Raw genomic sequence first — 26,951 nt, 5'->3', positions numbered from 1 at the left:
GATGCCCCGGGCGTTACCCCGCGTCGGTCCCCGGCGCGACGTGGTGACGTGGCTAACCTGAAGGCAATGCCGTACGTCGCCACAGCCGACCCACCCCGATCGGTGCCGAAGTTCGCTGCGACGGCAGTGCTTCCGGTCGCCGCGGTGACGGCGTTGGCACATTGCGTCGCAACCTTATTGGGTCGCGGGTACTGGTTCGACGAGGTGTACATGCTGGCCATCGGCCGGTATCACCTGGACTGGGGTTCGGCCGATCAGCCCCCGGCCGCCACGGCGCTGGCCGCCCTCATGGACGCCGTGGCTCCGGGATCTGTGTTTGCGTTGCGGCTGCCGGCCATGCTGGCGACCGTGGGCGCCGTGGTGCTGGCGGCGATGATCGCCCGCGAGTTCGGCGGACACCGCCGAGCGCAGGGCCTCACGGCTGTGGCGCAGGCCACAGCGTTGTGGCCGACGCTGACCGGGCATTGGTTGACGCCTTACACGCTCGAACCGGTGCAGTGGCTGGCCATCCTGTGGCTGCTGGTCCGCTGGGTCAGGCTGCGTGACGACCGTCTGCTGGTGGCGCTGGGTGCGGTGGTCGGCATCGCCGTGATGACGAAGTTCCAGGTGTTGCTGCTGTGTGCGGTGTTGCTGGTGTGCATCGCGATCACCGGCCCACGCGATCTGCTGCAGCGACCGGCCCTGTGGCTGGGCGCGGCGATCGCCATCGCCGTCGCGGCACCGACGCTGTGGTGGCAACAGTCACACGGATGGCCGCAATGGCAGATGACCAGGGTGGTCGCCGGCGAAGCCGACGCCTTGTACGGCGGGCGCCCGGGTATCGCGGTGCAGCTGATCGTCTACGCAGGAGTGCTCGGGGTATTCCTCGGTCTCTACGGCGCCTGGCAGCTGCTGCGCGCACCACATTGGCGGCAGTACCGGTTCGTCGCGGTCACCGCCATGACGCTGTACGTGGTGTTCGTCGCGACGCTGGGCCGTCCGTACTACCTGGCGGGGTTGTACGGCGTGCTCGCCGCGGCCGGAGCGGTGAGCCTGCAACGGCGACGTGCCGGCAAGCCCGCCGGGCGGCGCTGGCCGGCCCGCGTCGGCGTACTGACCAGCGTCGCAACGGCAGTACTCATCCTGGTGTTCTCCGTCGGGGCCACCCGCTCCGACATCGGGGAGGACATCGCGCGCACCACCGCGCAGGCCTACCAGAACCTGCCGGGGCCTCGGCGCGAACACACCGCGCTGCTGGGCGAGTCCTACATCGTGGCGGCATATCTCGACGGATATGCCCCGCAGTACGGACTGCCGCCGGCCCACAGCACCAATCGCAGCTACGGCTACTTCGCTCCGCCGGCTGAGTCGGTGGACACCGTGCTCTATGTGGGCCGAAACCCCGACGCGGTGCGCGGATACTTCGGCTCCGCGGAGAAGGTCGGCACGGTCAACGACGATCTCGACATCTATCTGCTGAGCAAGCACCGGCAACCGTGGCAACAGATCTGGCCGCGGCTGCGGACACTGACCGTGTCCTGACCGCTGTACCGAATATGCCCACCACGCGGCGGGTGGACGCTCTACGCTCGCTTGGATGGTCTGCAATGGCATCGCGGCCCGGCCCAACGGCACCCCACCACCCGAGGTCCTACTGTCCGAGATCAACTTGGGCTCTTGGGAGTTCTGGGCGCTCGACGACGAGATCCGCGACGGCGCGTTCGCCACCCTGCGCCGCGAGGCACCGCTGTCGTTCCAACCGGAGTTCGTGCAGGAGGGAGCACCGGTAGGCAGAGGGCACTGGGTGGCCACCCGGTACGACGACGTATTCCTCGCCAGCCGCCACCCGGAGATCTTCTCCTCCGCCAGTGGCATCACCATCGGTGACGAAAACCCTGAGCTGGCAGAGTATTTCGGGTCGATGATCGCGATGGACGATCCCCGGCACACCCGGCTGCGCAACATCGTCCGCAGTGCCTTCACGCCGCGAGTGGTGGCCCTGATCGAGGACTCGGTCCGCGCGCGGGCCCGCAGCCTGGTCACCGCCATGACGACACGGCATCCCGACGGACGCGCCGATCTGGTCGAGGAGCTCGCAGGTCCGCTGCCGCTGCAGATCATCTGCGACATGATGGGCATCCCGGAGCACGACCATCAGCGCGTCTTCCACTGGACCAACGTCATCCTCGGTTTCGGCGATCCCGACATCACCACCGACTTCGAGGAATTCTTCAGTGTGGCAATCGAAATCGGCGCGTATGCGAAAGAGATGGCCGAAGCCCGACGGTCTGAGCCCGAAATGGACCTCACCACCAGCCTGGTGCAGGCCGAGGTGGACGGCGAGCGGCTGACCTCCGCCGAAATCGCGTCGTTCTTCATCCTGCTCGTGGTGGCAGGCAACGAGACCACCCGCAACGCCATCAGCCACGGCATGCTGGCACTGAGCCGGTATCCGGAGCAGCGCGGGCGGTGGTGGGCCGATTACGACGAGCTGGCTCCGACTGCGGTCGAGGAGATCGTGCGGTGGGCGTCCCCGGTGAGCTATATGCGCCGCACCGTCACCCGCGACACCGAGCTGGGCGGCACACCGTTGGCCGCGGGTGACAAGGTGACCCTGTGGTACGGGTCTGCCAACCGCGACGAGTCGAAATTCGCCGATCCGTGGATGTTCGACGTCGGCCGTCACCCCAACCCGCATCTCGGTTTCGGCGGTGGGGGCGCACATTTCTGCCTCGGCGCCAATCTCGCGCGGCGTGAGATCACCGTGGCGTTCGAGGAACTGCACCGCCAGGTGCCCGACATCGTCGCCGTCGCCGAGCCCGACCGGCTGCAGTCGGCGTTCATCCACGGCATCAAGCGGTTGCCGGTGGCGTGGGAGTGACTTGGCGCCGGCCCGCTACTTCACGGTCAGGTTGCTCACCATCGCCGGGTGGTAGGTGCAGTCGAAGCCGTACTCGCCCGGGTCGGAGGGCGCGGTGAGTATCGCACGCTGCTTGCCACCGACATGGACGTCGAACAGCCCCTTGGTGCGCGAGGTCACCGTGTGCGCGACCTCGTCGTCGTTGACGATGGTGATCTGTGCTCCCGGCGCAACGGTAATCGGTGCGCTGTAACCCATTCCGGAGATGGTGATGACGGGTGTGCCCGGTGCGGGCGGCGGCACCGGGCTGCCCGTCGTCGTCGCGGCCGCGGTGTCGCGGTTTTCGGTGGCCTGCGGGTTTGAGCACGCCACCACCCCGAAGGTCAGTGAGGCCGCCGCACAGCACACCACGATCCGATTCATACCGACGATTATCGACCCGGCGTCAACCGGGTGGGCTAGGAGTTCGCCAAGTACCGGCGCCGTTCCCAATCGCTGACGTGACCGGTGTAGGCCTGCCATTCGCTGCGCGCGATCTCGGCGAAGTCGTGCACCGAGTCGGCACCCAGTATCCCGGCGATGGTGTCGTCCTGCGTGGCCAGCGCGATGGCCACCCCGAGAGACTCCGGCAGCGGCACCCCTTTCTCGTAGAGATTCCCGCCCTCGGCGGCAGGGGGTGTGCGCTGAGCTCTGATCCCGGCGACGACAGCGGCCAGCGCTGCGGCGATCAACCAGTACGGATTGGCATCGGATGCGCCACTGCGTAATTCGATGCGGGTGGCGGTGGGATCCGATTCGACCAGTGACCGCACGGCGGCGCTGCGGTTGTCCCGGCTCCAGGTGACCGTGGCGGGCGCGAACGAATCCGGGGTGAAACGGCGGTAGGCGTTCACCGAGTGAGCACCGAACAGGGTGATCGACGGGAGGTGCTCCAGCAATCCGGCGATCGCGTACTGCGCCAGCTCGTTCTACTGACCGTCGCGTGCGACGAAAGCCGGTGCGCCGTCCCGCCATAAGGACACGTGCAGGTGCGCCGAGCTGCCCGAGTGTTCGCTGAACGGCTTGGGCATGAAGCTCGCGATCCGGCCGTGTCTGCGCGCGACCTCTTTGGCGGCGTATTTGAGCCGAGCCGCATCGTCGGCCGCCTCCAGCGCGTCGGTGTAGATCAGGTTGGCCTCGACTTGTCCTGGGCCGTACTCGGTTTCGATACCCTCCAGCCGAGTGAATGCGGCCAAAGTCTGGTGCAGGTCGGTCAGCAGAGGGTCGAGCGCATTGGCGTTTTCCAGCGAATAGGCGTGAATGTCGTCCTGATACGCCGAACCGTCAGGATTGAGCAGGTAGAACTCCAACTCGACGCCGACCTTGGCGGTGTAGCCCAGCGACGCCAGTTGGGCCAGCACCCGTTTGAGCACTGCGCGCGGATCCAGCAGCGACGGCCGCCGGTCGTGGGCGACGATGTCCGAGATCACGTGACCGACGCCCGGCCGCCACGGCACGGCACGGAAGGTGGTCAGATCGGGTACCGCGTACACATCGGGGTAGCCACCGGTCCAGTTCGTCAGGCGCAGCGTGTCGATGACCGTGGCGTCGGCATTCCAACCCAAAGATGCCTCACAGAAGGCGAATCCGGTGCCGCGGGCGCGGGCCAGGAATCCCGCCGCGGGAATCCGCTTGCCCTGGGCATGCCCGAACGGGTCGCTCCAGGCCACCTCGATCTCGGTGATCGAGCCGTCGTCGATGCGCCCCACCAGTTCTCGCTCCGGCGTGGCCGCCGCACCGACCGTTCCGTTGAGCGTCACGCCGTGCCCACCTTCGCACCCACTCGTGTCCCCACAGCGGCACCTGCCACGAAGGCCGCGACCAGCACCGAGACGATCACCCAGGCCAGCACACTGGACCCGCCGACCAGATCACTGAGGTTGGAGAGGATGAGCACCAGCGCGCCCAGCAACCCGACCAGTCCCAGCGCAGGCGCGATCCGGATCCGCCACAGCGAGTTGCCGCGACGGTCGCGGGCGAAGTACACCAGCACCGCCACGCTCGTGACGATCATGAGAACCACCACGCCGACCGTCGTCGCCCCGGCGAACCACGTGTAGAACTGCGCGGCGGGGTCGAGACCGAACACCACGGCCAGCAGTACCGCCAACGCCACCACCGCCGAGATCCACAGCGACGCCTGGTGCGGCGACCCGTGCCGATCGTGCGGGCGGCTCAGCGCCGCGGGCAGCACGTCGCGCTGCGACAGGGCGAACACGTAGCGCGACGCCACGTTGTGGAAGGCCAGGATGCAGGCGAACAGGCTCGTGAAGTACAGCACCGTGATGAGGTCCGCACCGACGGCGCCGACATAGCGCCTGGCTGTGTCACCGAGGAACGTACTGCCCGAACCGGTGGCGTGGGCGACGGCCCCGTCGTCGCCCCACCCGGAGATCAACGCCCAACTGGTGACCGCGTAGAACACTCCGATCAGGATCAGGGCGGCATAGGTGGCCCGCGGAATCGTCCGTTCCGGGGTCTTCGCCTCATCGCGGAAGATCGCAGTCGCCTCGAATCCGACGTAGCTGATGATCGCGAAAAGCAGCCCGATGCCCAGTGATCCGGACAGGATCGCATGCGGATTGACGATGCCCGTGGACAAGCCGTGGTCACCGCCGCGGGCGACGATCACCAGGTCCAGCACGACGACGATGGCGATCTCAGCGGTCAGTAGGACGCCGAGCACGCGGCTGGACAGCTCGATGTTGCGGTAGCCCAGGTAGGTGGTCACCGCGAACGCCGCCGCGGCGAACAGCCACCACGGCAGCGCCGGGCCACCTGCCAGTTCGAGCACGCTCGCCCCTGCCGGTCCAAGCAGGCCGTACACCCCGGCTTCCAGTGCGACGTAGCTGACCAGCGCCACGAACGCGACCCCGATGCCGGCCGGAAAGCCAAGGGCCTGGCGGACATACGAGAAGAACGCGCCCGCGTCGTCGACGTACGGCGTCATCGCGGTGAAACCGGTCGCGAAGAGCAACAGCACCACGGTGGCCACGATGAAGGTCGCCGGGAAACCCGCGCCGTTGCCCGACGCGATCCCCAGCGGCACCACTCCCCCGATGACGCCAAGCGGGGCCGCCGCGGCGACGACCATGAACACGATGGCGACGACACCGAGATTGCCGCGTAGCTTGCGGTCGGGTGGCGCCGCAGGGCTACCTAAAGAGTCTGGGACCGTGGTGATTTCGGACATGACCGGGGACCATAGAACCGGTGTCGCGGCCACACCAGATCTGCGGTCACCCTGCGCAAAACCCTCTCAGGCCACGGCATCCCGGTCGACGATGAAGAGCAGCAGCGTCACGGCCAGGATCCCGGCGGCCAACCAGATCGCATGGACACCCCAGGCCCGGCTCGCAACGCCACCGATCACCGCGCCGCCGGCGAATGCCAAGATCAGGGTGGAATAGACACCGGTGGCGCGACGCGCGTCCGGGCGTCCTTCGACGAAACCGGCGTAGCCCGATTCGACACAGCGCATGAGGTTTCCGGTAGTCGCCACCGGCAGGTAGGCCAGGTCCCCGATGTTGCGGAACAACCCGATCTGCACTGCGGCCAGCAGCGAGATCGGGACGGTGACCACGGTATGGGACACGGTGCCCGGCACGAACCCGATCACCGCGAGCGTCACCACCTGGATGGCCATCGTCCAGCGCAGCGGATACGGCAGCACGTGCTCGGCACGCCCCGATTTGATGTGCGCGGCGATCGACACCCCGACGATGAAGGCCAGGATGGGCCAGAGGTGCGCCAGCGCGGCACCCACATGCCCGTCGGACAGGTCGAGGGCGAGGAAGATGACGTTGCCCGTCTGCACGTTGGCGAAGACCTGTCCGCGCGTGAAGTAGGTGTGCGCGTCCAGAAAACCGTTGGTGAGCGTGAGCAGCAGGGCGAACCACAGCGTGGCGGTCCGTGCCGTGTCGTCGGTACGGCCGCTCATGCGGACAACCTACCGCGATCCTGATTGCTCCTCGCGTCCGCCGTGACAGCCCCGCCTCGGCGCCGGCTGCTCAGGCACCGAGCACGTCGAGCATGCCCGCCGCGGCCCGCGGCCAGGTGAACTGCTCGGCACGCTGGCGCGCACTGCTGCGGCGCAGCGGTTCGGGGCGGCTGATCACCGAGGTCACGGCATGCGCGATGGCCCGGGGGTCGTTGTCGGCCGTCGCGCCGCTGTCCGAAGTGAGGATCTCGGCCAGGGCCGAGGTCCGCGACACCACCGCGGGCGTCCCGCACGCCAGAGCCTCCAGAGCCGCCAGCCCGAAGGTCTCGTGCGGGCCGGGCGCCAGTGCGACGTCGGCGGACGCCAGGATGGTCGCCACCGTGTCCCGGCAGCCGATGTAGCCCGTGAAGTCGACCGGCAGCCGGGCCGCCTGACGTTCCAGCCGGGCCCGCATGGGCCCTTCCCCGACCACCACGAGGCGCGCGTCGACGCCGGAATCACGCAGGGCGGCAACGGTATCGATGCTTCGGTGGGCGTGTTTCTCCACCGACAAGCGACCGCAGTGCACCAGCAGGGTCTGCTCCCGGGCCGCCCACCGGCTACGCATCTGCGCGCTGTGCCGCCGTGGGTGGAACTGCTCGAGATCGACCCCGAGCGGCACGGTCGCGACGTTGGCGGCGCCGATCCGGTCGAACTCTTCGCGGGCGAACGCCGTCGTGCACACCACCGCGTCGTAATTCGCCGCGGTGCGGCGGTTGGCGAAGTTGGCCACCGCGCGGGCCATCGACCGCGGAAGCACCTGTCCGACAAGGCGATCGAGGCGTTCGTGGGAGATCATCACGGTGGCGACGCGATTGCGCCGCCCCCACGGCCCGAGCGACCGCAGGGTGAGCCGGTCGGACACCTCCAATGCGTCGGGCTCGAGTTGACACAGCAGCGCGGTGACCGGCCCCGGGAGAACGGCACGGTAACCACCGGTGAACGGAATCTGTCTGGCCGGCAACGAGATTCGTATCACCCCGGTAGGCAAAACATGTTGTTCCGGATCAGCACCCGGCACGATGAGATAGACCTCGTGGCCGGCCGCACTGTATTCCGCGCCCAGCCGGTCGACCGCGGTGCGCAGACCCCCCGAGCGCGGGCCGTAGAAGTTGGCAACCTGGACAACCCGCATGCCCAGATCAGAACCGGGCCTGATGTGCGGTCAACAACGTGCCCCCGACCGGTGCCTGAACAGGCGCTGAACTCCGCAGGCGGATCAGCCGAGGTGCTGGCCGAACCAGTCCTGGACGCGACGCCAGGCGTCGGCCGCCGCTGCCGCGTTGTAGCGGTCCCCGGTGTCGTTGAAGAAGGCGTGGTTGGCGTCGGGTTCGGTGACGAGGTCGTGCACCATCCCGGCCTTCTCCAGTGCGGCACGCACGACGGGCTCGGTGCTGGTCACCCGTTGATCCAAGGCGCCGTAGAAGGCGAGGACGGCCGCGCCGCGGGAACCGGCGAAGTCGGGATTGTCCGGCGCCGGGCCGTAGAACGGCACCGCAGCGGCCAGTCGTGGCTCGCCCGCGGCCAGCAGTTGCCACACCAGACCGCCGCCCATACAGAAGCCGACGGCGGCGAGTTTGTGGTCGGGGACGCGGCGGGCGAGTTCGTCGACGCCGGACTTCAGGTTGGCGACGAACTCTTCGGGCGCGATCTTGCTCAGCGCCGCGGTGGCGGCGGCCGGATCGGTGAAGGCCCCGGTGCCGCCCTGGCCGGATAGCAGGTCGATGGCCAGCGCGGAGTAGCCGATGCCGGCGAAACGTCCTGCGACAGAACGGACCCAGTCGTTGAGCCCCTTGTTCTCATGGATCACCAGGACCGCACCGCGGGGCTGCGGCGCCGCCGCCCAGGCACCCTGCAGCTGCCCGGCGGGCCCGGCCCAGGTGACCGGGCTGGTGGGCAATGCGCCCGCCGAACCCGGCGGTGGCCCGCTGGGGCTCGGGCTCGGGCTGGGCGTCGGGCTCGGCGTCGGCGACTCCGACGTCGGTGGAGCGGCCGTCTTCTGCTCACCGCATGCGGCAATCAGGGCGGTGGCGGCGGCAGTGCCCATACCGATGAGGGCCAGCCTTCGGAGTGCCTCACGCCGGGACAGCAGGCCGTCCACGTGGTCGGTGGCAATTTCCTCTGCGATGTAGCGCTGTAGCGGTGTCACCTTCGCCAGTATGCGCGGGGTTGCGGAGCGGCAACAATGCTGAACCGCGATGTTCGGTGGCCGTCGGGCGCGATACTCATCGGATGGTGTGGACGCCCGATCCGAATGCGCTGCGCGGCCGTGTCGCCGTGGTCGCCGGTGCGACACGCGGCGCCGGTCGCGGTATCGCCATGGCACTGGGCGAGGCGGGCGCCACGGTCGTGTGTACCGGTCGCAGCAGCGTCTCCGGCAGCCGCCTGTCCGACTACGACCGCCCCGAAACGATCGAGGAGACCGCCGAACTCGTGTGTGCGGTGGGCGGTGTGGGCATCCCCATCCAGGTCGACCACCTCGACATCCCGCAGGTCCGGGCGCTGGCCGAGCGGCTCGGCAGCGATTTCGGCAGCATCGACATCCTCGTCAACGACATCTGGGGCGCGGAGATTCTCAAGGGCGCTCCGGCGACGTGGGGCCGGCCGATGTGGCAGCACGATCTCGACGACGGCCTGCGCATCCTGCGGCTGGGGATCGACACGCATCTGATCACGTCGCACTGCCTGCTGCCGTTGCTGACCACCAAGATGGGTGGCCTTCTCGTCGAGATCACCGATGGCACAACGGAATTCAATTTCGAGAACTATCGACTTTCAGTGTTCTACGACCTGGTGAAGACTGCGGTCAACCGGCTCGCGTTCAGCCATGGCTACGAGCTCGCCGTGTTCGGCGCCGCGGCGGTCGCCGTGACGCCGGGGTGGCTGCGGTCGGAGATGATGCTGGACAACTACGGCATCACCGAGGAGAACTGGCACACCGCCCTGGATCCCATGCGTGCCGACGGTTACCCGATGGCTCCACCGGGTTTCGCCGAATCCGAGACGCCTCGATTCGTCGGCCGGGGCATCGCCGCGATCGCCGCCGATCCCACCCGGGCCCGCTGGAATCAGCGGTCGGTCAGCTCTGTCGACCTGGCCAGGGAGTACGGCTTCACCGACCTCGACGGCCGTCAACCCGACGCCTGGGCACCGCTATAACCGCAGGTCATCCACCCTCAAGACAGGTCAGTAGACATTTCTTTAAATCTGTTCACGGATTTCATTGACACCTGACCACCACGCCTGTTCTATAACTTGGTGACCTTCGACACAATCATCCGCAACGGCCGCTGGTTCGACGGCACCGGTGCCCCGTCGGCCGTGCGCACCATCGGGATTCGCGACGGCCATGTCGTCGCCATCTCGCCCGACGACCTCGACGACACCGATTGCCCCCGGGTCATCGACGCCACCGATTGCCCCCGGGTCATCGACGCCACCGGCAAGTGGGTCATGCCCGGGATGCTGGACATCCACACGCACTACGACGTCGAGGTGCTGGGCGGTCCGTCGTTGTCGGAGTCGTTGCGCCACGGTGTGACGACGGTGATGCTCGGGTCCTGCTCACTGTCCACGGTGCATGTGGGCGGGGTCGATGCCGGTGACCTGTTCGGCCGGGTCGAGGCCATCCCCCGCCAGCACGTGATCGCTGCGGTCGACGCGAACAAGACCTGGACCAACTGCGACGAATACGTCGCCGCCCTCGAGGCGCTGCCGCTGGGACCGAACCTGGCCGCGTTCATCGGGCACTCCGACATGCGCACCGCGGTGATGGGCCTGGACCGCGCCACCCGCAAGGATCAGCGTCCGACCCGCGCCGAACAAGCCCGCATGGAGCAGATGCTCAAAGAGGCACTCAGCGCCGGTTTCGTCGGAATGTCCTCCCAGCAGCTGCTTTTCGACAAGATCGACGGCGACACCTGCCGGTCGCGCACATTGCCGTCGACCTATGCCAAACCGCGCGAGCTGCGCAGGCTCAAGTCACTGCTGCGTCGCACCGGCCGAGTCCTGCAGTCCGGCCCCGACATCCAGAATCCGATCAACCTGGCGTCGCAGGTGGCCCAGTCGCTCGGCATCTTCCGTAATCCGCTGAAGACGTCGCTGCTGTCGGCCGCCGACATCAAGGCCAACCCGTACGCCATCCTGATGATGGGGCCACTGGCCCGGATCACCAACGCGCTCGGCGGCAACTTCCGCTGGCAGCACCTGCCGGTGCCGTTCGAGGTCTATGCCGACGGCATCGACCTGGTGGTGTTCGAGGAGTTCGGCTCCGGTGCGGCCGCACTGCATCTGCGTGACGAGGTGGAGCGCAACGCGCTGCTGCGCGACGAGGACTACCGCCGCCGGTTCCGCAAGGACTACGAGAACAAATTCGGCGTCCGGGTGTGGCACCGCGATTTCTTCGACGCCGAAATCGTCGCGTGCCCCGACGATTCCGTGATCGGTAAGTCGTTCGGCCAAGTCGGCGTGGACCGGGGAATACATCCCGTCGACGCATTCCTGGACCTCGTCCTCGACCACGGCACGGCATTGCGCTGGCGCACCACCATCTCCAACCATCGTCCCGAGGTACTCAAGAAGCTCGCCCGCGACCCGGGTATCCAGTTGGGGTTCTCCGACGCCGGGGCGCACCTGCGCAACATGGCGTTCTACAACATGGGGCTGCGCCTGCTGCGGCATGTGCGTGACGCCGAGCAAGCCGGAACGCCTTTCATGTCAATCGAACAGGCGGTGCACCGGCTCACCGGTGAGCTCGCCGACTGGTACCGCCTCGACGCCGGGCACCTGCGCATCGGGGACCGCGCCGACGTGGTCGTGCTCGACCCGCAACGGCTCGACGGTTCACTGGACGAGTACGCCGAAGACACCGTCGAGCACTACGGCGGCCTGTCGCGGATGGTCAACCGCAATGACGACACGGTCACCGCCGTCCTCGTCGCGGGCAGAGCGGTCTACCTCGACGGCCGGCTCACCGACCTCGTCGGCGCCACCCGCACCGGAAGGTTCTTGCGCGCGGCGCACCGGTCCCCGGCGCAGCCCACCCAGAAAGGCGAACTCACCAGTGTCAGTTGAGAACACGATCGTGGGACTGTGGCAGGCATTGTCAGACCGCAACTGGGAGCTGCTCAAGACCTACGTCTCCGACGACTGCATCTATCTGGACATGCCGGTGGGCCCGGCGGCCGCCGCCAAGGGGCCCGAGGACATCGTCAAGCGGCTCAAGATAGGGCTGGAACCGCTGGCCTCCTACGAGAACTTCCCCGGCCTGTTGGTGTCCTCCGGTCCCGACGCGATGTACGAGCATCACGAGGAATGGCATTGGCCGACTGGCGAATCCGCAGTGCTCAAATTCGTCACGGTGCACCGCGTCGAGAACGGCAAGGCCACGCTGTGGAAGGACTACTGGGACATGGGCGCGCTGACCAACCACGCGCCGGCGAGCTGGCTGTCCGACTTCGCCACCGCGGACATGTCGTGGGTCTTCGACGCGACCGGGCTGGTCTAGGGCGAGCACCGAGGTGCATCAGGCTCAGCCGATGCCCCACACCAGGCAGAACGGATGCCCCGCCGGGTCGCGGAACACCCGGAAGTTGTTCTCGCCGACCGCATCGGTGACCCGCGTCGCGCCCAGCTCCAACACCTGACGTTCGGCGACATCTGGATCGTCGACCCTGATGTCGAGATGCATCTGCTGCGACCCGGCCGGGTCGGGGAACTGCGGCGGCTCATGTTGTGGCGAGTACTGACACGCCAGGCGCCGCCCCGCCGGATCCGTCACCACCACCCAGGTGTCATCCTCGGCGGCCACCTCCCCGCCGAGGAGCTCGGCGTAGAACGCGGCCAGCTCGTGCGGGTCGCGGCAGTCGAGGACCATCGAACGCAATGTGCCGATCATGATCCCAGTATTGCCATTCGGGTCACGATCGAATCCGCGGCATCGTTGCGCGGAACTGCATTCCCGGTCGTTAAGCGTGAGCTTTAACGACCGGGAATGCAGTTCCGCGGAAAACTTGGCCGGGAAAGCCGACCTAGACGCTCCAGGCCATCCGGAACTTCTCCGCGAGTTCTTCGTCCGGCAGATCCCCGAAGTTCTGCAGCTCGTAGCGGCGGACCGCCAACACCGCATCGACGGGCTCATCGCCCAGGATCCCGCGGATCAGCGACGAGGCGTCCAGTGCTGACTGCGCATCGCCGGGACGGGTGGGCAGCGCCACGATGCTGTGTTCGGCACGCTGGGTCTCGGTCATACTGCCCGGGTCGACCGTGGTCTCCGGTCCCAGCGCCAGTTCGTTCTCGATCCCGTGATGCGCCAGGCCCAGTATCACGGCGGTGGCCAGGTACGGGTTGGCCGACGGGTCGATCACCTTGACCTCGACGTTGGCGCCATAAGGGTTGCTGGGCCCGCCGATCAGGAAACGCACTGCCGCCTCCCGGTTCTCGGTGCCCCAGCAGTTGTACGCACCCGACCAGTGCCCGGGCTGCATGCGCAGGCCCGAGAGCACCGACCCGCACAGCACGCCCTGCGCGGCAGGCAGGCCTGCCAGCAGGCCCGCGATGGCCGATGCGCCCAGCGCCGTCAGGCCCCGCATCCCGGTGCCACCGGAGAACAGTGCGGTGTCGCCGAGCGTGAGCGAAAAATGTTGATGGGCACCGGAACCCACGCTGCCGGCGAACGGCACCGGGGACAGGCTCACTCGCAGGCCGTACTTGCGCGCCACCCGGCCCACGATGATGCGCATGAGCACCAGCTGATCGGCAGCCGCGACCGGCGGTTGTGGCGCGAGCGAGATCTCGAACTGGTTGACGCCGTACTCGGGGTGGAACTGTTCGATGGCCACCCCGGAGGTCGTCGCAGCGTTGGTGACGTCCCGCACGAAGCCTTCGAACTCCAGCAGCCCGGCCAGTCCGTACTGGGCCCACATCACCGACGGCAACCGGCCACCGTCAGGACCGACGAGGACGAATTCCATCTCGTGGCCGACCACCGCGGCAAGATCGGCGGCAGCCATACGATCGGTCACCCGTTGCAGGACACCGCGCGCGCAGTACGGGTCGGCGGTGCCGTCCTGGTTGAAGAACTCACCAGGCGCCCAGGCCAATCCGTCACCGAGGATGCGCAGCGCACCCAGGTCGATGCGGATCCGCTGGTCCCCCACCACGCCGAGGGATTCGCTGAACACGATGCCGGTCTGGTCGATGGTGAACGCATGGAACACCGGGCTGGCGCCCAGCCCGGGGTCGGCGAAGATGCCCATGCGGCGCAGCGGAACGGTTTTCGCATGGATCAGCCCGGCCGGATTGACGACCGTGCCGATCAGTGTCGCAACCCCATCCGCTTCCAACTGGGCGATGGCCGCTGCGGCCAACGGTTTGGCTGCCCGCGCTGTCACAGCAGTCATTGTGCGCCGCCGCGCGGCGACCTACAGCGTGATCGTGCAGGTTTGCCCGATGTCGAGCGTGCGCAGCATCCGGCCCATGCCCAGCCACATCGCACACGACAGCGCCAGATCGGTCAACAGCTCAGGGTTGAACTGCTCGGCGGCCCGCTGCCAGAAGTCCTCGTCGTCGCGCAATTCGGTGTGCCCGGTGGCGAATCGATGGGCGAATTCGGCCGCCACCCGCTCCGCGGGGCTGTATCCGGGCCAGGTGCGCCATTCGGCTGCGTGGTCGTAGAGATCCTCGTCGACACCCGCCGCGGCGCCGTCGGAATCGCGGGTGTTCTGGCACACGGCGCACTCGTTGTCGAGCGCGATGACCATGCGCGCCAGCTCCCGCACCCGCAGCGGCAACCGCCCCTTGGTGTACACGGCGTTGGTGAAGTTGGCCATGGCCGTTCCGATTTCGGGCGATCGCAGCACCCAGCCTGCAACGTCGTCGTCGGGAAAATCACCGATGCGGCTCATGGACCGAATCGTACGCGGGCCGCGCCGATTCTGGAACAGGTTCTAGTTTTTCGCCGAGACCAATTCGGTCCGGTCATCACCCCAGTCCCGTTGCACCAACACCCGGTGCACGATGCGCTCGAGCGCGGCCTCCACCTGATCGCGGTCTGGGCGTCCCTCGAATGACGGTGAGGTGGCCAGCTTTTCGACGATCCGCCCGACCAGTGCCGACGACACCGCGTCGACCTGACTCAGTCCGCGCTGCGTCAACCACAACTGGTCGCCGGTCCGCAGGGCGCAGCCCTCGGCGACCAGGGTGTCGAAGGTGGGCTCGAGCACCTCGTGCGGAACGCGCAGTCGCTCGGCGATCTCGGTGAGCCGGGCCGATCCGAAGACCTGGCCCTGCCGGTAGATCTGCAGCAGCGCCCACAGCCCGGCCACGTCGAGTTCACAGCCGGGCGAGCCCGCCACCGTCCTCAACCGGATGTCCTGGGAGTGGCGCATCAGCCTGCTGATCGCCGTTTCGAGCACCTTCTCCGCCGATTCCGCACTGGGCATGCCGAAGCCCTCGCCGAGATCGACCGCCACGCTGGCATCCATCTCCTGCAGCGGAACCTCCTTGAGGAAGAGCGCCACGACGAACCCGATCAGCGCGACCGGTGCCGCGCACAGGAACACGTTGCCGAGCGCGCCGGCGTAGGCATCCACGATCGGCGCGGCAACCTGCGCAGGCAGTGCGTGCAGCACCTTGGGCGAAGCCCCGGCCTCGGGTGGCGCGCCGCCGGCCGCGAGTGCACCCGCGAGGCGGCCCGAGAGGAAGTTGGTGAACAGCGAGCCGAAGATGGCGGCGCCGAACGAACTGCCGATGGTCCGGAAGAACGTCACGCCGGACGTCGCGACCCCCAGATCGGCGAAGTTGGACGTGTTCTGCACGGTCAGGATCAGGACCTGCATACACATGCCGATCCCGATGCCAAGGATGAACAGGTACAGCGATTGCTGCAGCGTCGGCGTGTGCGCGTCCATCCGGGACAGCAGCACGAACGCGGCCGTCATCACCGCGGTTCCGGCGATGGGGAACATCTTGTAGCGACCGGTGCGGCTGACGATGGCGCCGCTGCCGGTCGACGTGATGAGCAGCCCCGCCACCATCGGCAGGGTGCGCAAACCGGATTCGGTGGCAGAGACACCGTTGACGAACTGCATGAAGGTGGGCATGAAGGTGAGCGCGCCCAGCATCGCGAAGCCGACGATGAACGACAGCACGCAGCACACGGTGAACACCGGACTGGCGAACAGCCGCATGGGCAGAATCGGTTCGGCCGCACGGGTTTCGGCCCAGACGAACGCGGCCAGCGCGATCGCCGAACCGATGAACAACGCGATGATGACCGGCGAGGTCCACGCGTATTCGCCACCACCCCAGCTGGTGGCCAGGGTGAGCCCTGACGCGCCGAGCCCGACCAGCACGATGCCGAGGTAATCGATGACCGGCCGGCCGGCACGGGCCAGCGCCGGGATGGTGCCGGCAGCGACGAGGAACACCACGATGCCGACCGGGACGTTGATCCAGAACGCCCAGCGCCAGCTGAGGTGATCGGTGAAGAACCCGCCGAGCAGCGGTCCGATCACGGTGGTGACACCGAAGACCGCACCGAGCATGCCCTGATAGCGGCCCCGGTCGCGCAACGGGATGACCTCGCCGATGAGCGCGGTGGCGGTCACCATGATGGCGCCGCCACCGATGCCCTGCAGGGCCCGCGACGCCACCAGCATGGTCATCGAGCCGGACATTCCACACAGCACCGAACCGACGAGGAAGAACGCGATCGCGGCCTGGAAGACGGCCTTGCGGCCGAAGATGTCGCCCACCTTGCCGACCACGGCGGTGACGATCGTGGAGGCCAGCAGATAGCTGGTCACCACCCACGATTGATGCCCTGCACCGCCGAGGTCGGCGACGACGGTCGGCAGCGCGGTGGCCACGATGGTCTGGTCGAGGGCGGCCAGCAGCATGCCGAGCAGCACCGCGACGAACACGAGGTTGCGGCGCCGCAGGCTCAGCAGGACACCGCCGCCGGGCTGCGGTTCCGTGGTTGTGGGTGCGCTTGTCATGACATCCTTTCGCCGACGGTAGGGGCAGTCGGCCCAGACGTCATATCGTTAGATTATCTATGAAAGTTACCGTGATGCTCGGCACACACGACAAACCGCCCCGGACATCCGGTACGGGACCGGACATCCGGGGCGGTCGAACGCGCGGCGACCGAGACTATTGCGGCGGCCTCGAGACACACTGCGCGGCGTAAAGCGCATCGCCCAGCTTGTCCATGAGTTCGAGCTGTGTCTCCAGGTAGTCGATGTGGCCTTCCTCGTCACTCAGGATCGTCTCGAACAAGATGGCCGACACGGCGTCCTGCTTCTCCCGGCACATGATGATGCCCGGCTTGAGCCGCTCGACCACCTCGTATTCGATGGCCAGGTCCGCCTCGAATTGTTCGCGCAGCGTCTGCCCGACGCGCAGCGAGAACAACCGCTGGTAGTTCGGCAACCCGTCCAACAGCAGGATGCGATCGGTGATCGCTTCGGCGTGCCGCATTTCTTCGAACGATTCCGAACGGGTATGGGCGGCCAGTTCGGTAAATCCCCAATTGTCCTGCATCTTGGAATGCAGGAAATACTGATTAATGGCCGTGAGTTCACTGGTCAATTGCTCGTTGAGCAATTTCAGAACGTCCGGATCCCCTTGCATCGTCACTCCTAAGCACCTTGAGGGCTGGTCAAGCGTTGCTGTTTGCCGTGCACCGCCAATCTAGTGCAGAGACTCCGGGGAGGTTGGTCGATTTCGGCTGTACCGGGCGTGTTTCCAGGCCAATCGGGCAGCAACGGCGGGCCCTGTAGGGCCATCCGTCCTCGAAGGCTGGACTGCCTGCCCTAACTAAGGTTAGACTGGGCTAACATGTCGGTCGACGGACGGAATCGCGAGAAATAATGCGTGAGTTTGATTTGCACTCGCTCATTCTGTCGTGCGATTTTCGCGTCGACGATGTCGAACAGATGTGGAAATGGATGAAAAAGCATCGTTCGGGATTGTTGACGATCGGCGCCCATCACGTGGTGCTCTACACCTCGATCTGGGAGCCGCGCCGCGTGCTGGTGACCATCGGGATCCGCAATGCCCACTCGATTCGCGATGTCCTGCGTTCACCAGCCATTTTCGAATGGTTCGACATATCCGGCGTCGAGGACATTCCGCCCATCTTCGGCGGCGAGGTGGTCGAGAAGATCGACCTTTCCGGGCCATCCTCGGAGGAATACGTGGCCGGCGTGATCGTCGGCGCGGTCTCGGTGGTCGACGACGTCCCGACGCTGATGCGCAAGGTCCACGACGGGCTCAGCCGCTTCGAAAACAGTGGCATCAGGAAAGTGTGGGTATACCAGGCACTCGACGACGGCCAGGAAGTGATGATCCTGCAGGAGATCGAGGACGAGGTGAGCGCGCGGCAGTGGATCGACCATCCGGACGCGGCCGCCGAATGGATGACGCACGCCGGGTTCGGGGCCTACCCGAGCCTTTTCGTCGGCAAGTTGGCCCACATCATGACCGTCGACGGCCAGGAATGAGCCGGTGAGCTGATGTTCGTCTGCCTATGCACCGGAGTCACCAGCCACGTCGTCAACGACGTCGTCGCGGCGGGAGCCACCACGTCCAAGCAGATCGCGGATGCCTGCGGCGCGGGCAAGGACTGCGGCCGCTGCCGGCGCACCATCCGGGCGATCATCGCCGCCCACCAGGCCAACGGCTGCCCCACCCCGTTCAACGGCTGCCCGGCCCGCACCACCGCCTCGCCGCGCATCTGCGGTGAAATCGTCGCGGCGGTGGAGAACGGGACCGGCCGCGCGCCCTGAGCCCGCGCCTACTTGCGGTCGGCGAACGCAGCGAGCGCGTCGACGTTGGCCGCAGCGCCGACCAGTTCGGTGAACAGCGCCTTCTCGCGTTCGACAGCCGCCAGGATGTCCGCCCGGATCGGTGCAAGCATCGTCTGCTTGACCGCCTTGAGGCTCGAAAGCGGCTTGGACGCAAGGACTTCCGCATGGCGGCGAGCCTCGGACAGCAGTTCGTCGGGCGCACAGACCCGCCACACCAGGCCCATGTCCTTGGCCTCCTCGGCGCTGATCCATTCCGACGACATCAGCAGCCAGGCCGCGTTCTGCCGACCGATCAACCGCGGCAGCAGGTAGGACGACGCCGCCTCAGGCGCCACGCCAAGGCTGGTGAACGGGCATTTCAGCCGGGCCGACGAGGACATGAACGCCAGATCGGCGAATCCCAGGATGGTCGCCCCAATGCCCACTCCGAGACCGTTGACGGCGCAGATCAACGGTTTCGGAAAGTCGACGAGCGCGTCGAGCATGCCGTAGAAGCCGTGCTCCCCCGGCGCAAGATCAGCACCGCGCACGCTGATCCGGGCCTGCATTTCGACGAGATCGTTGCCCGCGCTGAACGCCCGGCCGGTCCCCGTCAGCAGCACCACGCCGACCTCGGGATCGTCGGCAGCGGCCCGCAGCGCGACGGTCGTCTCGTCGTAGAGCGCCTCGTTGAAGGCATTGAGCGCGTCCGGGCGGTTGAACGTGAGTGTGCGTACGCGGTTGACGTCGTCGATCAGCAGGTTCACATGTCGAAGCGTAACTAGAACACGTTCCACTATTGCCGGTCGGGTGCGGTGAACGGCGAGCGGAACACGTAGCGACTGGTGGGCACCGTATCGATGTTGGTGCTGGCCCCGAACGCTTCCGTGCTGGCCACCATGCGCCGCATGCGGTCCGCCAGATCGGCGTCATCGGCAGCACCGAAGAAGGCGTGCACGTCGGCCACCGCCGACTGCGGGAACAGTTCCTCGACGATGCCCGCGATCGCCGGGGCATCGGGGGTCAGTGCCCGCACCACGGCGTTCTGCGTGTAACCGAACGTCGCCTGGGTGTCGATGGCCACCTGCGTGTGGTCGACGTGCCAGCGGTGCCGCCAGGTGGCCTCGCTCAGGCCGGCCGGCCGACGCAGCAGCGCGATGTTGGCCAGGCCGTCGGTGCGCCGGCCCGGGTCGGTCCATGGCGGCGGCATCGGCACCGATTCGGTGACCAGGTAGGCGTGAACCGAGTCGGCTTCGGCAGCAAGCAGTTTGATCGCGGTGCCGACTTGCTCGCCGTAATACTGCTGGGTCCACAGGCTGACTACCGCGACCACCGGTGGGTCCAGCGTGGTCAGTGTCATGAGCGAATCGCGCACCGGGGCGTCGCGCACGTTGACCGACAGTCCCGACAGCCCGCTGTCGAGCAGCTCGTCGGCGACCCCGGTCCGGAGTCGTGCGCACCAATCGTCGTCGGCGTCCTCGGCTCGCACGAGCACGATGATCTTCTCCACCCAGCGGACAGTAGGCGATTCGCGCCACTTGGCCTCGGTTGGCCACCTACCGGAGCGACAGGCGCGAGAATGGGCACGTGCAGACCGGTGGACAGGCAGCCGATGCGCTGCGGCTCAGCACTCCCGACGCGGGCGCGGTGGCGCGCAGCCTGATCGGCACGTTGGCGCTCAGCGTGCTCGCGCTCTACGGGGTGTCGCCGACCGCAGCGATGTGGACGCTGGGCGCCGGGGTGATCGCAGGCGCCATCGCGCTGCAGCGCAGCCCGGGCGGGCGGGTGCCGCTGGTGGCGACCGCATCGGTCGAGCTGGCCATCGTGGTGCTGCTCGCGGTGTTGAGCGGATCGTACGACGTGGTGTTCGTCATCGTGGTCGCGCTGTGGTGCTTCGCCGCCGGGATGCAGTGGTCGCTCGGCGCCAACGCCGGCCTGGTGGCCTCGGCCGCGAGCGCACTGCTGGTGATCGCCCCGGTCACCGCGCCGACGCTGGCCGACATCCTGCTCTCCCCCCTGCTGGTTCTCGCGGCAGGTCTGGTGCAGGCAGCGCTCATCTCGGTACGACCGCCGCGGCGGTGGCGGGCGCAGCGGGAAGGCCTGACCCGGGCCTACCGGTCGTTGGCCGCCGATGCCCGCAGCGTGGCCGCCGACTGCGCGGCCGACGTCGATGACGCGCCGATGACGTGGCTGCGGGAAGTGTTCGCCAACAGCCAGGTGAGCCAGCAACCGCGGGCCTACCACGGCGGGTACCGGCTCCCCGAACGGCTGGCCGCGACGCTGGTCTCCTTCCGCTCGACGGCAGGTGGCGACCGTCGTGACGGGGTGCCGCAGCTGCTGTCCGCGGCCGCCGTGCTGCTCGACGCGATCGCCGACCACAGCCACACCGCGCGCCGCGACGCCGAGCATGCCCTGGTCAGGGTCGACGCCACCGCGGCCGCTGTGACCGGCGCGGAAACCACACGTGCACAACGTTTCTCCGAGCAGCTGCGGGAGGCCGCGGTGCTGCGGTTCGGGCAGCTGCACCGGCCCGACCTGATCGGTTCGCTGGCCTCGGCGCCGGCCGTCGTGCGTTCGCACCTGACGTGGACATCGCCGATCCTGCGGCACGCGATCAGGTTGGCGGTGACCACGGCCGTCGCGGCCGCCGCCGCACGCTACGGCACGCTCGGGCACGGCTACTGGATGGCGTTGACCGTGGTGGTGGTGCTGCGGCCGGAAACCGCGCACACCTACACACGGTGTGCCGGGCGGATGGCCGGACTCGCCGTGGGCATCGTCGTCGCGTCAGCGCTGACGGTGTTCTGGCAGCCGGGCCCCATGGCGTCGGTGATCTGCGCGACGGTGTTCGTCGGAGTTGCCTACGGCGTGATCAGATTCGGTTATCTCGCGGTGGTCGTCGCCATCGGTGCCGTCATGGTGTTCGTCGTCGGCGTCGGCGGTTTCACCGACTGGGCGGGCATCTTCGACCGACTGGTGGGCGTGCTCGTCGGTGGCGGACTGGCGGTGATGGCCCATGTGCTGCTGCCCGACCATTCCCTGATCCGGTTGCGGCAGCGCGCCGGCGAACTGCTGATGACCGAGATCGATTACGCGGCAATGGTGGTCACGGCGTTCGTGCACGAGGTGGATCACCCCGCCGAGGCGCTGTCGACGGCCTGGCAACGCGCGTTCCGAGCGCGAGCGGCATTCGAGGCCGCCTGGGGTGCGGCAAGACTGGATTCCCCGACGCTGCGCCGGTGGCTGCGGTCATACCGCACCGCGCTGAACGCGGTGACCAGTGCGTGCACCACGTTGGAGAACAGCCTGCCGACCCATCCGTCATCGGCGCTGGACGCCGAATTCATCGCTGCGGTCGACGATTACATCGAAGCCCTGCGCGGGTCACCACCAAGCCCCGCGGTGCCGTGGAGCCTGGACACCGTCGAGTTGTCCGCCGCGCTGCGGCGCGTGCACGATCTGGCGTCGACGTTGGCGACCGACAACGGGGCAGCGCGCATCCTGGTCGGCGAGCTGACCACCATCACCGGCAGCCTGGCCGACATCGCGATCGACCGGGTGGAACCGGTCGCGCCATCCCGCTGACCGCGATCAGCCGCGGGCCCAGCGCGGCAGGATGAACACGCCCTCGGCCTCCGCGGTGACGCCTTCGGAGTCCGAGAGATGGCCGGCGGCATACGCTTTGATGCCGTCGGTGCGGGTGATCTGACCTTCGGCATGCAGATCGCCCAACGGGGTGGCCCGCAGGTAACGGATGGTCAGGGTGCCGGTGAACCGCGGACTGTCCGGATCGTTGGCGGCCACCTCGCCGAGCAGGTGGTCGAGCACCATCGCGACGATGCCGCCGTGCACCTGCCCGGGCGGGCCTTCGTAGGCGGCTCCGAGGTGGAAGTCGGTGGACACCACACCCGAGGGATGCTTGACGATCACCAGCGGCGGCGCGATCGGGTTGCGGATACCGATGGCCGGATTGCCCCACGGCATCCGGTCGCCGTCGGAGGTGAAGCGGACGCCGAACGCCCCGTCGATCTGTTTGGCCCGCAGCCGTGCCGTGGCGGAGTCGATCTCCGCCTTGGCCGCGGCCACCTCGGCCGCGTCCGCCTCCGAGCGGATGGTCGCGTCGATCAAGGCGCGCACCGATTCGGCCAGCGGCTCGTAGGTGGACCTCAGGCGTTGCACGTCGGCCGAACGCAGGCCCTCGACATGGGTGTAACCCGGCATCTGAGCACTAGAACACGTTCTCGTGCCGGTGTCGAATTCCCGATCCGCTACAGGGCCACGAACCGTTCGGGACCGATTCGGCTCAGCGGTTGTGCCAACACTTCTCGCGGGATGAGCGGCTGAACTATCGTGCCAGCCGTGACCGAAGCCGAACCGTACTACGACCTGGGTACCTACCACCGGCCGGTCGACACCCCGGCGCAGCAGGCTCAGACATGGTTCGACCGGGGCCTCATCTGGGCCTATGCGTTCAACCACGACGAGGCGATCCGCTGTTTCGAACGCGCGCTGCAGTTCGATCCCGACCTGACGATCGCACGGTGGGGCATCGCCTACGCGGTGGGCCCCAACTACAACAAGGCCTGGGAGGCCTTCGATCCGGTCGACCTGGCCACATCGCTGACGCGGGCCCGCGCCGAGCTTGACCAGGCTGCGGGCGGACGCGCCTCGACCATCGAGCGGGCCCTCATAGCCGCACTGCGACAACGCTTTCCGACCGCAGACCCCGAGGACACCGAAGCGCTGACCGCAGGCCACGCCGCCTACGCCGACGCCATGGCGGCCCTGGCCGCCGAGCATCCCGGCGACATCGACGTGCAGGCGCTGGCGGCCGACGCCCTGGTCAACGTCACGGCCTGGGCACTGTGGGACGGTCGCACGGGCGAGCCCGCGCCCGGCTCGCGGGTGCTCGAGGCGAAGGCCATCCTCGATGCGGCGCTGACCACCGCCGAGGGACGCAGCCACCCCGGAATCCTGCACCTGTACATCCATGCCATGGAGATGTCGGCCACGCCGCAGGACGCCCTGCCCGCGGCCGACCTGCTGCGCGGCCTGGTGCCCGACGCGGGCCACCTGCAGCACATGCCCAGCCACATCGACGTCCTCTGCGGCGACTACCACAACTCGGTGGTCGCGAATCAGGCTGCGGTGCAAGCAGACCGGAAGTTCGTCGAGCGTTCCGGCGCGCTCAACTTCTACTCCCTGTATCGCGCCCACGACCTGCATTTCGTGGTGTACTCGGCGATGTTCGCCGGCGATTACCAGACCGCGAGCAGTGCGGCCGACGAGCTGGCGCGCCAGCTCACCCCTGAGCTGCTGGCCGTCCCGTCACCCCCGATGGCCGACTGGCTCGAGGCGTTCGTACCGCTGCGCGTGCACGTGCTGGTGCGGTTCGGGCGCTGGGATGATCTGATCGCCGAACCGCTGCCCGCCGACACCGAGTTGTACAGCACCACCACGGCCACCATCCATTACGGCCGCGGTGTCGCCCACGCCGCCAAAGGAGAGTTGGCCCAGGCCCGCACAGAGCGGGAGGCCTTCGCAGCCGCGTACCGGCGCATCCCGGAGAGCCGCTACCTGTTCAACAACACCAGCCTCGACATCCTGGCGGTCGCCGCAGCCATGCTCGACGGCGAGATCGCCTACCGGGAAGGCAAATTCGACGACGCGTTCGCCCACCTGCGGCGAGCCATCGAGCTCGACGACGGGCTGCCCTACGACGAACCGTGGGGCTGGATGCAGCCAACACGGCACGCCTACGGCGCCCTGCTGCTCGAGCAGGGCAGGGTCGAGGAGGCCGCCGGGGTGTACGCCGCCGACCTCGGTCTCGACCCCACGCTGAACCGGTCGAGCCATCACCCGGGCAATGTGTGGAGCCTGCACGGATATCACGAATGCCTGCAGCGGTTGGGCCGCGACGCCGAGGCGGCGATCGTCGCCCAGCAACTGGACCTGGCCCTCGCCCGCGCCGACGTACCGATCGTCGCATCGTGCGCGTGCCGCCTGGATGTCGCGCCCACCTGTTGCGGTGGTTGACCGTCGTTGTGCCCCGGAGTCATCGCCCCGCGCCGTAAACTCGCGACCGTGGCCATCAGCGACACCGACCTCAAACACCTGCGTAAATGTGTCGCGCTCGCCCGTGAAGCCCTCGACGCCGGCGATCAGCCGTTCGGATCGATCCTGGTCGACTACACGGGCACCACGGTGTTCTCCGACCGCAATCGGGTCAAGGACGGCGACGAGACCCAGCACCCCGAGTTCGCCATCGCCCGCTGGGCCGCCGAACATCTGAGCCCGCAGCGGCGGGCGCGCGCCACGGTGTACACCTCCGGCGAACACTGCCCGATGTGCTCGGCGGCGCACGCCTGGGTGGGGCTGGGCCGCATCGTCTATGCGACCTCCACCGAACAATTGACCGGATGGCTCAGCGAATGGGGCGTTCCGCCTGCCCCGGTGGCGCCACTACCGATCAGCACCGTCGCGCCCGGTGTCGCAGTGGACGGTCCGGCCGCCGAACTGACCGAGGAGATGAAGGATCTGTACGCGGCGAAGTTTCGTGCCTGAGCCGGGATGGGTGGCGCACGCCATCTGGTGGCAGATCTACCCACTGGGCTTCGTCGGTGCGTTTCCCGCAGACCCGTCGCCCGGCCCTGACGAACACCGCTTGCGCCGCGTCGTCGACTGGCTCGATCACGCCGTGGAACTCGGCGCGTCCGGTATCGCCCTTGGCCCGATCTTCGCCTCGCGCACCCACGGTTACGACACCACCGATCACTTCCGGATCGATCCACGGCTCGGCGACGATGCCGATTTCGACGAGTTGGTGGCCCAGGCGCACCAGCGCGGGCTGCGGGTGCTGCTCGACGGAGTTTTCAACCACGTCGGTACCGACTTCGCGCAGTACCGCGACGCGCTCGACGGCGGCCCCGACCATCCCGCGTCGGCGTGGTTCCGGCGCCGCGGGCCGCAATCGCGGTTCGACACCTTCGAGGGGCACGGCGAACTGATCGCACTCAACCACGCCAGCACCGAGGTGGTGGAGTACACGACCGCGGTGCTGCGGCACTGGCTGGCGCGCGGCGCCGACGGCTGGCGCCTCGACGCCGCATACGCGGTGCCGGACCGATTCTGGGCGCAGGTATTGCCAAGAGTGCGTGAAGAATTCGCCGATGCATGGTTCGTCGGCGAGGTGATCCACGGTGACTACACCACCACCGTCGAAGCGGCCACCTTCGACTCGGTCACCCAGTACGAACTCTGGAAGGCGATCTGGAGCAGCCTCAACGACGGCAATTTTCACGAACTGGATTGGGGACTGCAGCGGCACAACGATTTTCTCGACACCTTCGTGCCGCTGACGTTCGTGGGCAACCACGACGTCACCCGGATCGCCAGCCAGCTGAGCAACCCAGACCACGTCGAACATGCCCTGGTCATCCTGCTCACCACCGGCGGAACCCCGAGCATCTACGCGGGTGACGAGTCGGGCTACCGCGGTGTCAAAGAGGAGCGCCGCGGCGGCGACGACGCGGTCAGGCCCCGATTCGATACGCTCCCTGAGGATTCCGACGTCCTGCGGTTCCACCGCTACCTGATCGGACTGCGTCGGCGCCATCCATGGCTGCACACCGCGACGACGACCGCGTTGAAACTGACCAACACGCAATACATCTACCGCAGCACCGCGGCCGACGGATCGTTGATCGTCGCCCTCAACGTCGACGACGCCCCGCTGACCGTGTCGCTGCCCGAGCTCGGTACACCGGCGGGAACGGTGCTCGCCGGTTCAGGGGCTCCCCCGCAACACGAGATCACCGAGACCGAGGTCCCACCGCACGGCTGGCTGATCATCCAGCCGCACTGAGCATCTCCACGGTCACCGGATCGCCGAGCCCGTCGTAGAACTTGTCCAGCACAGCCTGGAAGTCCGCGGCGTCGGCGGCAACCGCGGCGAACAACGTCATGCACGACCGGACCTTGAGACAGTCCGGCCAGCCGAAGATCTCCTCCGCCGACCGCCCGTCGATCTCGGCCACCAGGCGCGCGCACTCCCGCAGCCGCGGTCCCAGGGTCGGGTCGGCCAGGTAGGCCCGAGCCTCCTGCGCCGACGCGATGCCGTAATGGTGCGCGGTCGGGCTCCGGCCCAGCCCCCGCAACTGCGGGAAGATGAACCAGATCCAGTGACTGCGCTTGCGGCCGTCGGCCAGCTCGGCGAGCACGGTCGGGTAAACGCGTTCCTGCGCCTCGGTGAAGCGACGCAGATCATCAGGGTCAGCCGCGGTGACCATATGTCGAATGTCGC

At 67.7% G+C, this 26,951-nt stretch carries 25 protein-coding genes and 1 pseudogene; 11 read left to right on the top strand and 15 right to left on the bottom strand.

Translation table 11 applies throughout. From position 1 onward, the window contains the following. Nucleotides 1-66: 66 nt before the first annotated feature. Nucleotides 67-1,521: a glycosyltransferase family 39 protein gene (locus BTO20_RS16215; protein ID WP_087077398.1), complete on the top strand. Its 1,455-nt coding sequence runs from the start codon at nucleotides 67-69 to the stop codon at nucleotides 1,519-1,521. A gap of 55 nt (nucleotides 1,522-1,576) precedes the next feature. Further along, nucleotides 1,577-2,860 carry a cytochrome P450 gene (locus BTO20_RS16210; RefSeq protein WP_087077397.1) on the top strand — a complete coding sequence of 428 codons (1,284 nt, stop codon included), beginning with the start codon at nucleotides 1,577-1,579 and terminating at the stop codon, nucleotides 2,858-2,860. 15 nt (nucleotides 2,861-2,875) lie between these two features. Here the strand turns inward: BTO20_RS16210 and BTO20_RS16205 are convergent, their stop codons facing one another. The 6 genes and pseudogenes from BTO20_RS16205 to BTO20_RS16180 form a co-directional block, all read right to left on the bottom strand. Beyond that, nucleotides 2,876-3,262 carry a cupredoxin domain-containing protein gene (locus tag BTO20_RS16205; RefSeq protein ID WP_087077396.1) on the bottom strand — a complete coding sequence of 129 codons (387 nt, stop codon included), beginning with the start codon at nucleotides 3,260-3,262 and terminating at the stop codon, nucleotides 2,876-2,878. Nucleotides 3,263-3,297: 35 nt separating this feature from the next. After that, nucleotides 3,298-4,308, bottom strand: a pseudogene (locus BTO20_RS16200) (glutamine synthetase family protein). Between the two features lie 326 nt (nucleotides 4,309-4,634). Next, nucleotides 4,635-6,071, bottom strand: coding sequence for an APC family permease (locus BTO20_RS16195; RefSeq protein ID WP_087077395.1), 1,437 nt, complete (start codon nucleotides 6,069-6,071; stop codon nucleotides 4,635-4,637). A gap of 66 nt (nucleotides 6,072-6,137) precedes the next feature. After that, nucleotides 6,138-6,818 carry a YoaK family protein gene (locus BTO20_RS16190; RefSeq protein ID WP_087077394.1) on the bottom strand — a complete coding sequence of 227 codons (681 nt, stop codon included), beginning with the start codon at nucleotides 6,816-6,818 and terminating at the stop codon, nucleotides 6,138-6,140. Between the two features lie 70 nt (nucleotides 6,819-6,888). After that, complete coding sequence (locus BTO20_RS16185) at nucleotides 6,889-7,992, bottom strand: glycosyltransferase (RefSeq protein ID WP_087077393.1); 1,104 nt, start codon at nucleotides 7,990-7,992, stop codon at nucleotides 6,889-6,891. Nucleotides 7,993-8,076: 84 nt separating this feature from the next. Then, on the bottom strand, nucleotides 8,077-9,006 hold the full coding sequence (locus BTO20_RS16180) for a dienelactone hydrolase family protein (RefSeq protein WP_087077392.1): 930 nt from the start codon (nucleotides 9,004-9,006) through the stop codon (nucleotides 8,077-8,079). Nucleotides 9,007-9,089: 83 nt separating this feature from the next. Between BTO20_RS16180 and BTO20_RS16175 the strand changes: the two genes are divergently transcribed. The 3 genes from BTO20_RS16175 to BTO20_RS16165 all read left to right on the top strand — a co-directional run bounded on the left by BTO20_RS16175 (nucleotide 9,090) and on the right by BTO20_RS16165 (nucleotide 12,363). Further along, nucleotides 9,090-10,016: an SDR family oxidoreductase gene (locus tag BTO20_RS16175; protein WP_087077391.1), complete on the top strand. Its 927-nt coding sequence runs from the start codon at nucleotides 9,090-9,092 to the stop codon at nucleotides 10,014-10,016. A 99-nt stretch (nucleotides 10,017-10,115) separates the two neighbouring features. After that, nucleotides 10,116-11,930, top strand: a complete 1,815-nt coding sequence (locus BTO20_RS16170; RefSeq protein WP_087077390.1) for an N-acyl-D-amino-acid deacylase family protein — start codon at nucleotides 10,116-10,118, stop codon at nucleotides 11,928-11,930. Then, nucleotides 11,920-12,363 carry a nuclear transport factor 2 family protein gene (locus BTO20_RS16165; protein ID WP_087077389.1) on the top strand — a complete coding sequence of 148 codons (444 nt, stop codon included), beginning with the start codon at nucleotides 11,920-11,922 and terminating at the stop codon, nucleotides 12,361-12,363. The genes BTO20_RS16170 and BTO20_RS16165 overlap by 11 nt, the downstream gene beginning before the upstream one ends. Nucleotides 12,364-12,387: 24 nt before the next feature. On the opposite strand, the gene BTO20_RS16160 is transcribed toward BTO20_RS16165, so the two are convergent. From BTO20_RS16160 to bfr, 5 genes are all read right to left on the bottom strand, one after another. After that, nucleotides 12,388-12,753: a VOC family protein gene (locus BTO20_RS16160; protein ID WP_087077388.1), complete on the bottom strand. Its 366-nt coding sequence runs from the start codon at nucleotides 12,751-12,753 to the stop codon at nucleotides 12,388-12,390. 133 nt (nucleotides 12,754-12,886) lie between these two features. Then, entirely contained in the window at nucleotides 12,887-14,257 is a 1,371-nt protein-coding gene (locus BTO20_RS16155) for a type I glutamate--ammonia ligase (protein ID WP_408632174.1), read from the bottom strand. Nucleotides 14,258-14,278: 21 nt separating this feature from the next. Then, complete coding sequence (locus BTO20_RS16150; RefSeq protein ID WP_087077386.1) at nucleotides 14,279-14,761, bottom strand: carboxymuconolactone decarboxylase family protein; 483 nt, start codon at nucleotides 14,759-14,761, stop codon at nucleotides 14,279-14,281. A gap of 42 nt (nucleotides 14,762-14,803) precedes the next feature. After that, entirely contained in the window at nucleotides 14,804-16,855 is a 2,052-nt protein-coding gene (locus tag BTO20_RS16145; RefSeq protein ID WP_087077385.1) for an MDR family MFS transporter, read from the bottom strand. Nucleotides 16,856-17,012: 157 nt separating this feature from the next. Beyond that, nucleotides 17,013-17,492 (bottom strand): bacterioferritin, encoded by a 480-nt coding sequence (bfr, locus tag BTO20_RS16140; protein WP_029370591.1) that lies wholly within the window; start codon nucleotides 17,490-17,492, stop codon nucleotides 17,013-17,015. Between the two features lie 239 nt (nucleotides 17,493-17,731). Here bfr and BTO20_RS16135 point away from each other — a divergent pair, with 239 nt between their 5' ends. Together BTO20_RS16135 and BTO20_RS41360 are read left to right on the top strand one after the other, a co-directional pair. Continuing rightward, nucleotides 17,732-18,364 (top strand): fatty-acid--CoA ligase, encoded by a 633-nt coding sequence (locus BTO20_RS16135; RefSeq protein WP_087077384.1) that lies wholly within the window; start codon nucleotides 17,732-17,734, stop codon nucleotides 18,362-18,364. A gap of 12 nt (nucleotides 18,365-18,376) precedes the next feature. Further along, nucleotides 18,377-18,649, top strand: a complete 273-nt coding sequence (locus tag BTO20_RS41360) for a (2Fe-2S)-binding protein (RefSeq protein ID WP_087077383.1) — start codon at nucleotides 18,377-18,379, stop codon at nucleotides 18,647-18,649. Between the two features lie 8 nt (nucleotides 18,650-18,657). On the opposite strand, the gene BTO20_RS16125 is transcribed toward BTO20_RS41360, so the two are convergent. Both BTO20_RS16125 and BTO20_RS16120 read right to left on the bottom strand, forming a co-directional pair. Beyond that, nucleotides 18,658-19,416: an enoyl-CoA hydratase/isomerase family protein gene (locus BTO20_RS16125; protein WP_087077382.1), complete on the bottom strand. Its 759-nt coding sequence runs from the start codon at nucleotides 19,414-19,416 to the stop codon at nucleotides 18,658-18,660. 29 nt (nucleotides 19,417-19,445) lie between these two features. After that, complete coding sequence (locus BTO20_RS16120; protein WP_087077381.1) at nucleotides 19,446-20,159, bottom strand: EthD domain-containing protein; 714 nt, start codon at nucleotides 20,157-20,159, stop codon at nucleotides 19,446-19,448. 77 nt (nucleotides 20,160-20,236) lie between these two features. Between BTO20_RS16120 and BTO20_RS16115 the strand changes: the two genes are divergently transcribed. Continuing rightward, nucleotides 20,237-22,234: an FUSC family protein gene (locus tag BTO20_RS16115; RefSeq protein ID WP_087077380.1), complete on the top strand. Its 1,998-nt coding sequence runs from the start codon at nucleotides 20,237-20,239 to the stop codon at nucleotides 22,232-22,234. 6 nt (nucleotides 22,235-22,240) lie between these two features. On the opposite strand, the gene BTO20_RS16110 is transcribed toward BTO20_RS16115, so the two are convergent. Next, a complete protein-coding gene (locus BTO20_RS16110; RefSeq protein ID WP_087077379.1) occupies nucleotides 22,241-22,870 on the bottom strand; it encodes a PaaI family thioesterase in 630 nt (209 codons plus the stop codon). Between the two features lie 138 nt (nucleotides 22,871-23,008). On the opposite strand from BTO20_RS16110, the gene BTO20_RS16105 reads away from it, so the two are divergent. The 3 genes from BTO20_RS16105 to BTO20_RS16095 are packed head-to-tail and all read left to right on the top strand — an operon-like array spanning nucleotide 23,009 to nucleotide 26,513. Further along, nucleotides 23,009-24,685 carry a tetratricopeptide repeat protein gene (locus BTO20_RS16105; RefSeq protein ID WP_408632173.1) on the top strand — a complete coding sequence of 559 codons (1,677 nt, stop codon included), beginning with the start codon at nucleotides 23,009-23,011 and terminating at the stop codon, nucleotides 24,683-24,685. Between the two features lie 48 nt (nucleotides 24,686-24,733). Then, on the top strand, nucleotides 24,734-25,213 hold the full coding sequence (locus BTO20_RS16100) for a nucleoside deaminase (RefSeq protein ID WP_087077377.1): 480 nt from the start codon (nucleotides 24,734-24,736) through the stop codon (nucleotides 25,211-25,213). Continuing rightward, nucleotides 25,206-26,513: an alpha-amylase family protein gene (locus tag BTO20_RS16095; protein WP_087077376.1), complete on the top strand. Its 1,308-nt coding sequence runs from the start codon at nucleotides 25,206-25,208 to the stop codon at nucleotides 26,511-26,513. Before BTO20_RS16100 ends, BTO20_RS16095 begins: the two co-directional genes overlap by 8 nt. On the opposite strand, the gene BTO20_RS16090 is transcribed toward BTO20_RS16095, so the two are convergent. Beyond that, nucleotides 26,497-26,937, bottom strand: a complete 441-nt coding sequence (locus tag BTO20_RS16090; RefSeq protein ID WP_087077375.1) for a DUF1810 domain-containing protein — start codon at nucleotides 26,935-26,937, stop codon at nucleotides 26,497-26,499. The two genes, BTO20_RS16095 and BTO20_RS16090, sit on opposite strands and share 17 nt — an antisense overlap. Between the last annotated feature and the right edge of the window lie 14 nt (nucleotides 26,938-26,951).

This window comes from Mycobacterium dioxanotrophicus (assembly GCF_002157835.1).
Taxonomy (GTDB): domain Bacteria; phylum Actinomycetota; class Actinomycetes; order Mycobacteriales; family Mycobacteriaceae; genus Mycobacterium; species Mycobacterium dioxanotrophicus.
Note: the sequence above shows the minus strand (reverse complement) of the source record. Positions and strands in the feature narration are given on the sequence as shown.

Bases quoted from the DNA above. Each gene is read 5' to 3' on its own strand.
- BTO20_RS16215 (WP_087077398.1), top strand. From the start codon at position 67: ATGCCGTACGTCGCCACAGCCGACCCACCCCGATCGGTGCCGAAGTTC.
- BTO20_RS16210 (WP_087077397.1), top strand. From the start codon at position 1,577: ATGGTCTGCAATGGCATCGCGGCCCGGCCCAACGGCACCCCACCACCC.
- BTO20_RS16205 (WP_087077396.1), bottom strand. From the start codon at position 3,262: ATGAATCGGATCGTGGTGTGCTGTGCGGCGGCCTCACTGACCTTCGGG.
- BTO20_RS16195 (WP_087077395.1), bottom strand. From the start codon at position 6,071: ATGTCCGAAATCACCACGGTCCCAGACTCTTTAGGTAGCCCTGCGGCG.
- BTO20_RS16190 (WP_087077394.1), bottom strand. From the start codon at position 6,818: ATGAGCGGCCGTACCGACGACACGGCACGGACCGCCACGCTGTGGTTC.
- BTO20_RS16185 (WP_087077393.1), bottom strand. From the start codon at position 7,992: ATGCGGGTTGTCCAGGTTGCCAACTTCTACGGCCCGCGCTCGGGGGGT.
- BTO20_RS16175 (WP_087077391.1), top strand. From the start codon at position 9,090: ATGGTGTGGACGCCCGATCCGAATGCGCTGCGCGGCCGTGTCGCCGTG.
- BTO20_RS16160 (WP_087077388.1), bottom strand. From the start codon at position 12,753: ATGATCGGCACATTGCGTTCGATGGTCCTCGACTGCCGCGACCCGCAC.
- BTO20_RS16155 (WP_408632174.1), bottom strand. From the start codon at position 14,257: ATGACTGCTGTGACAGCGCGGGCAGCCAAACCGTTGGCCGCAGCGGCC.
- BTO20_RS16150 (WP_087077386.1), bottom strand. From the start codon at position 14,761: ATGAGCCGCATCGGTGATTTTCCCGACGACGACGTTGCAGGCTGGGTG.
- BTO20_RS16145 (WP_087077385.1), bottom strand. From the start codon at position 16,855: ATGACAAGCGCACCCACAACCACGGAACCGCAGCCCGGCGGCGGTGTC.
- bfr (WP_029370591.1), bottom strand. From the start codon at position 17,492: ATGCAAGGGGATCCGGACGTTCTGAAATTGCTCAACGAGCAATTGACC.
- BTO20_RS16135 (WP_087077384.1), top strand. From the start codon at position 17,732: ATGCGTGAGTTTGATTTGCACTCGCTCATTCTGTCGTGCGATTTTCGC.
- BTO20_RS41360 (WP_087077383.1), top strand. From the start codon at position 18,377: ATGTTCGTCTGCCTATGCACCGGAGTCACCAGCCACGTCGTCAACGAC.
- BTO20_RS16110 (WP_087077379.1), bottom strand. From the start codon at position 22,870: ATGCCGGGTTACACCCATGTCGAGGGCCTGCGTTCGGCCGACGTGCAA.
- BTO20_RS16090 (WP_087077375.1), bottom strand. From the start codon at position 26,937: ATGGTCACCGCGGCTGACCCTGATGATCTGCGTCGCTTCACCGAGGCG.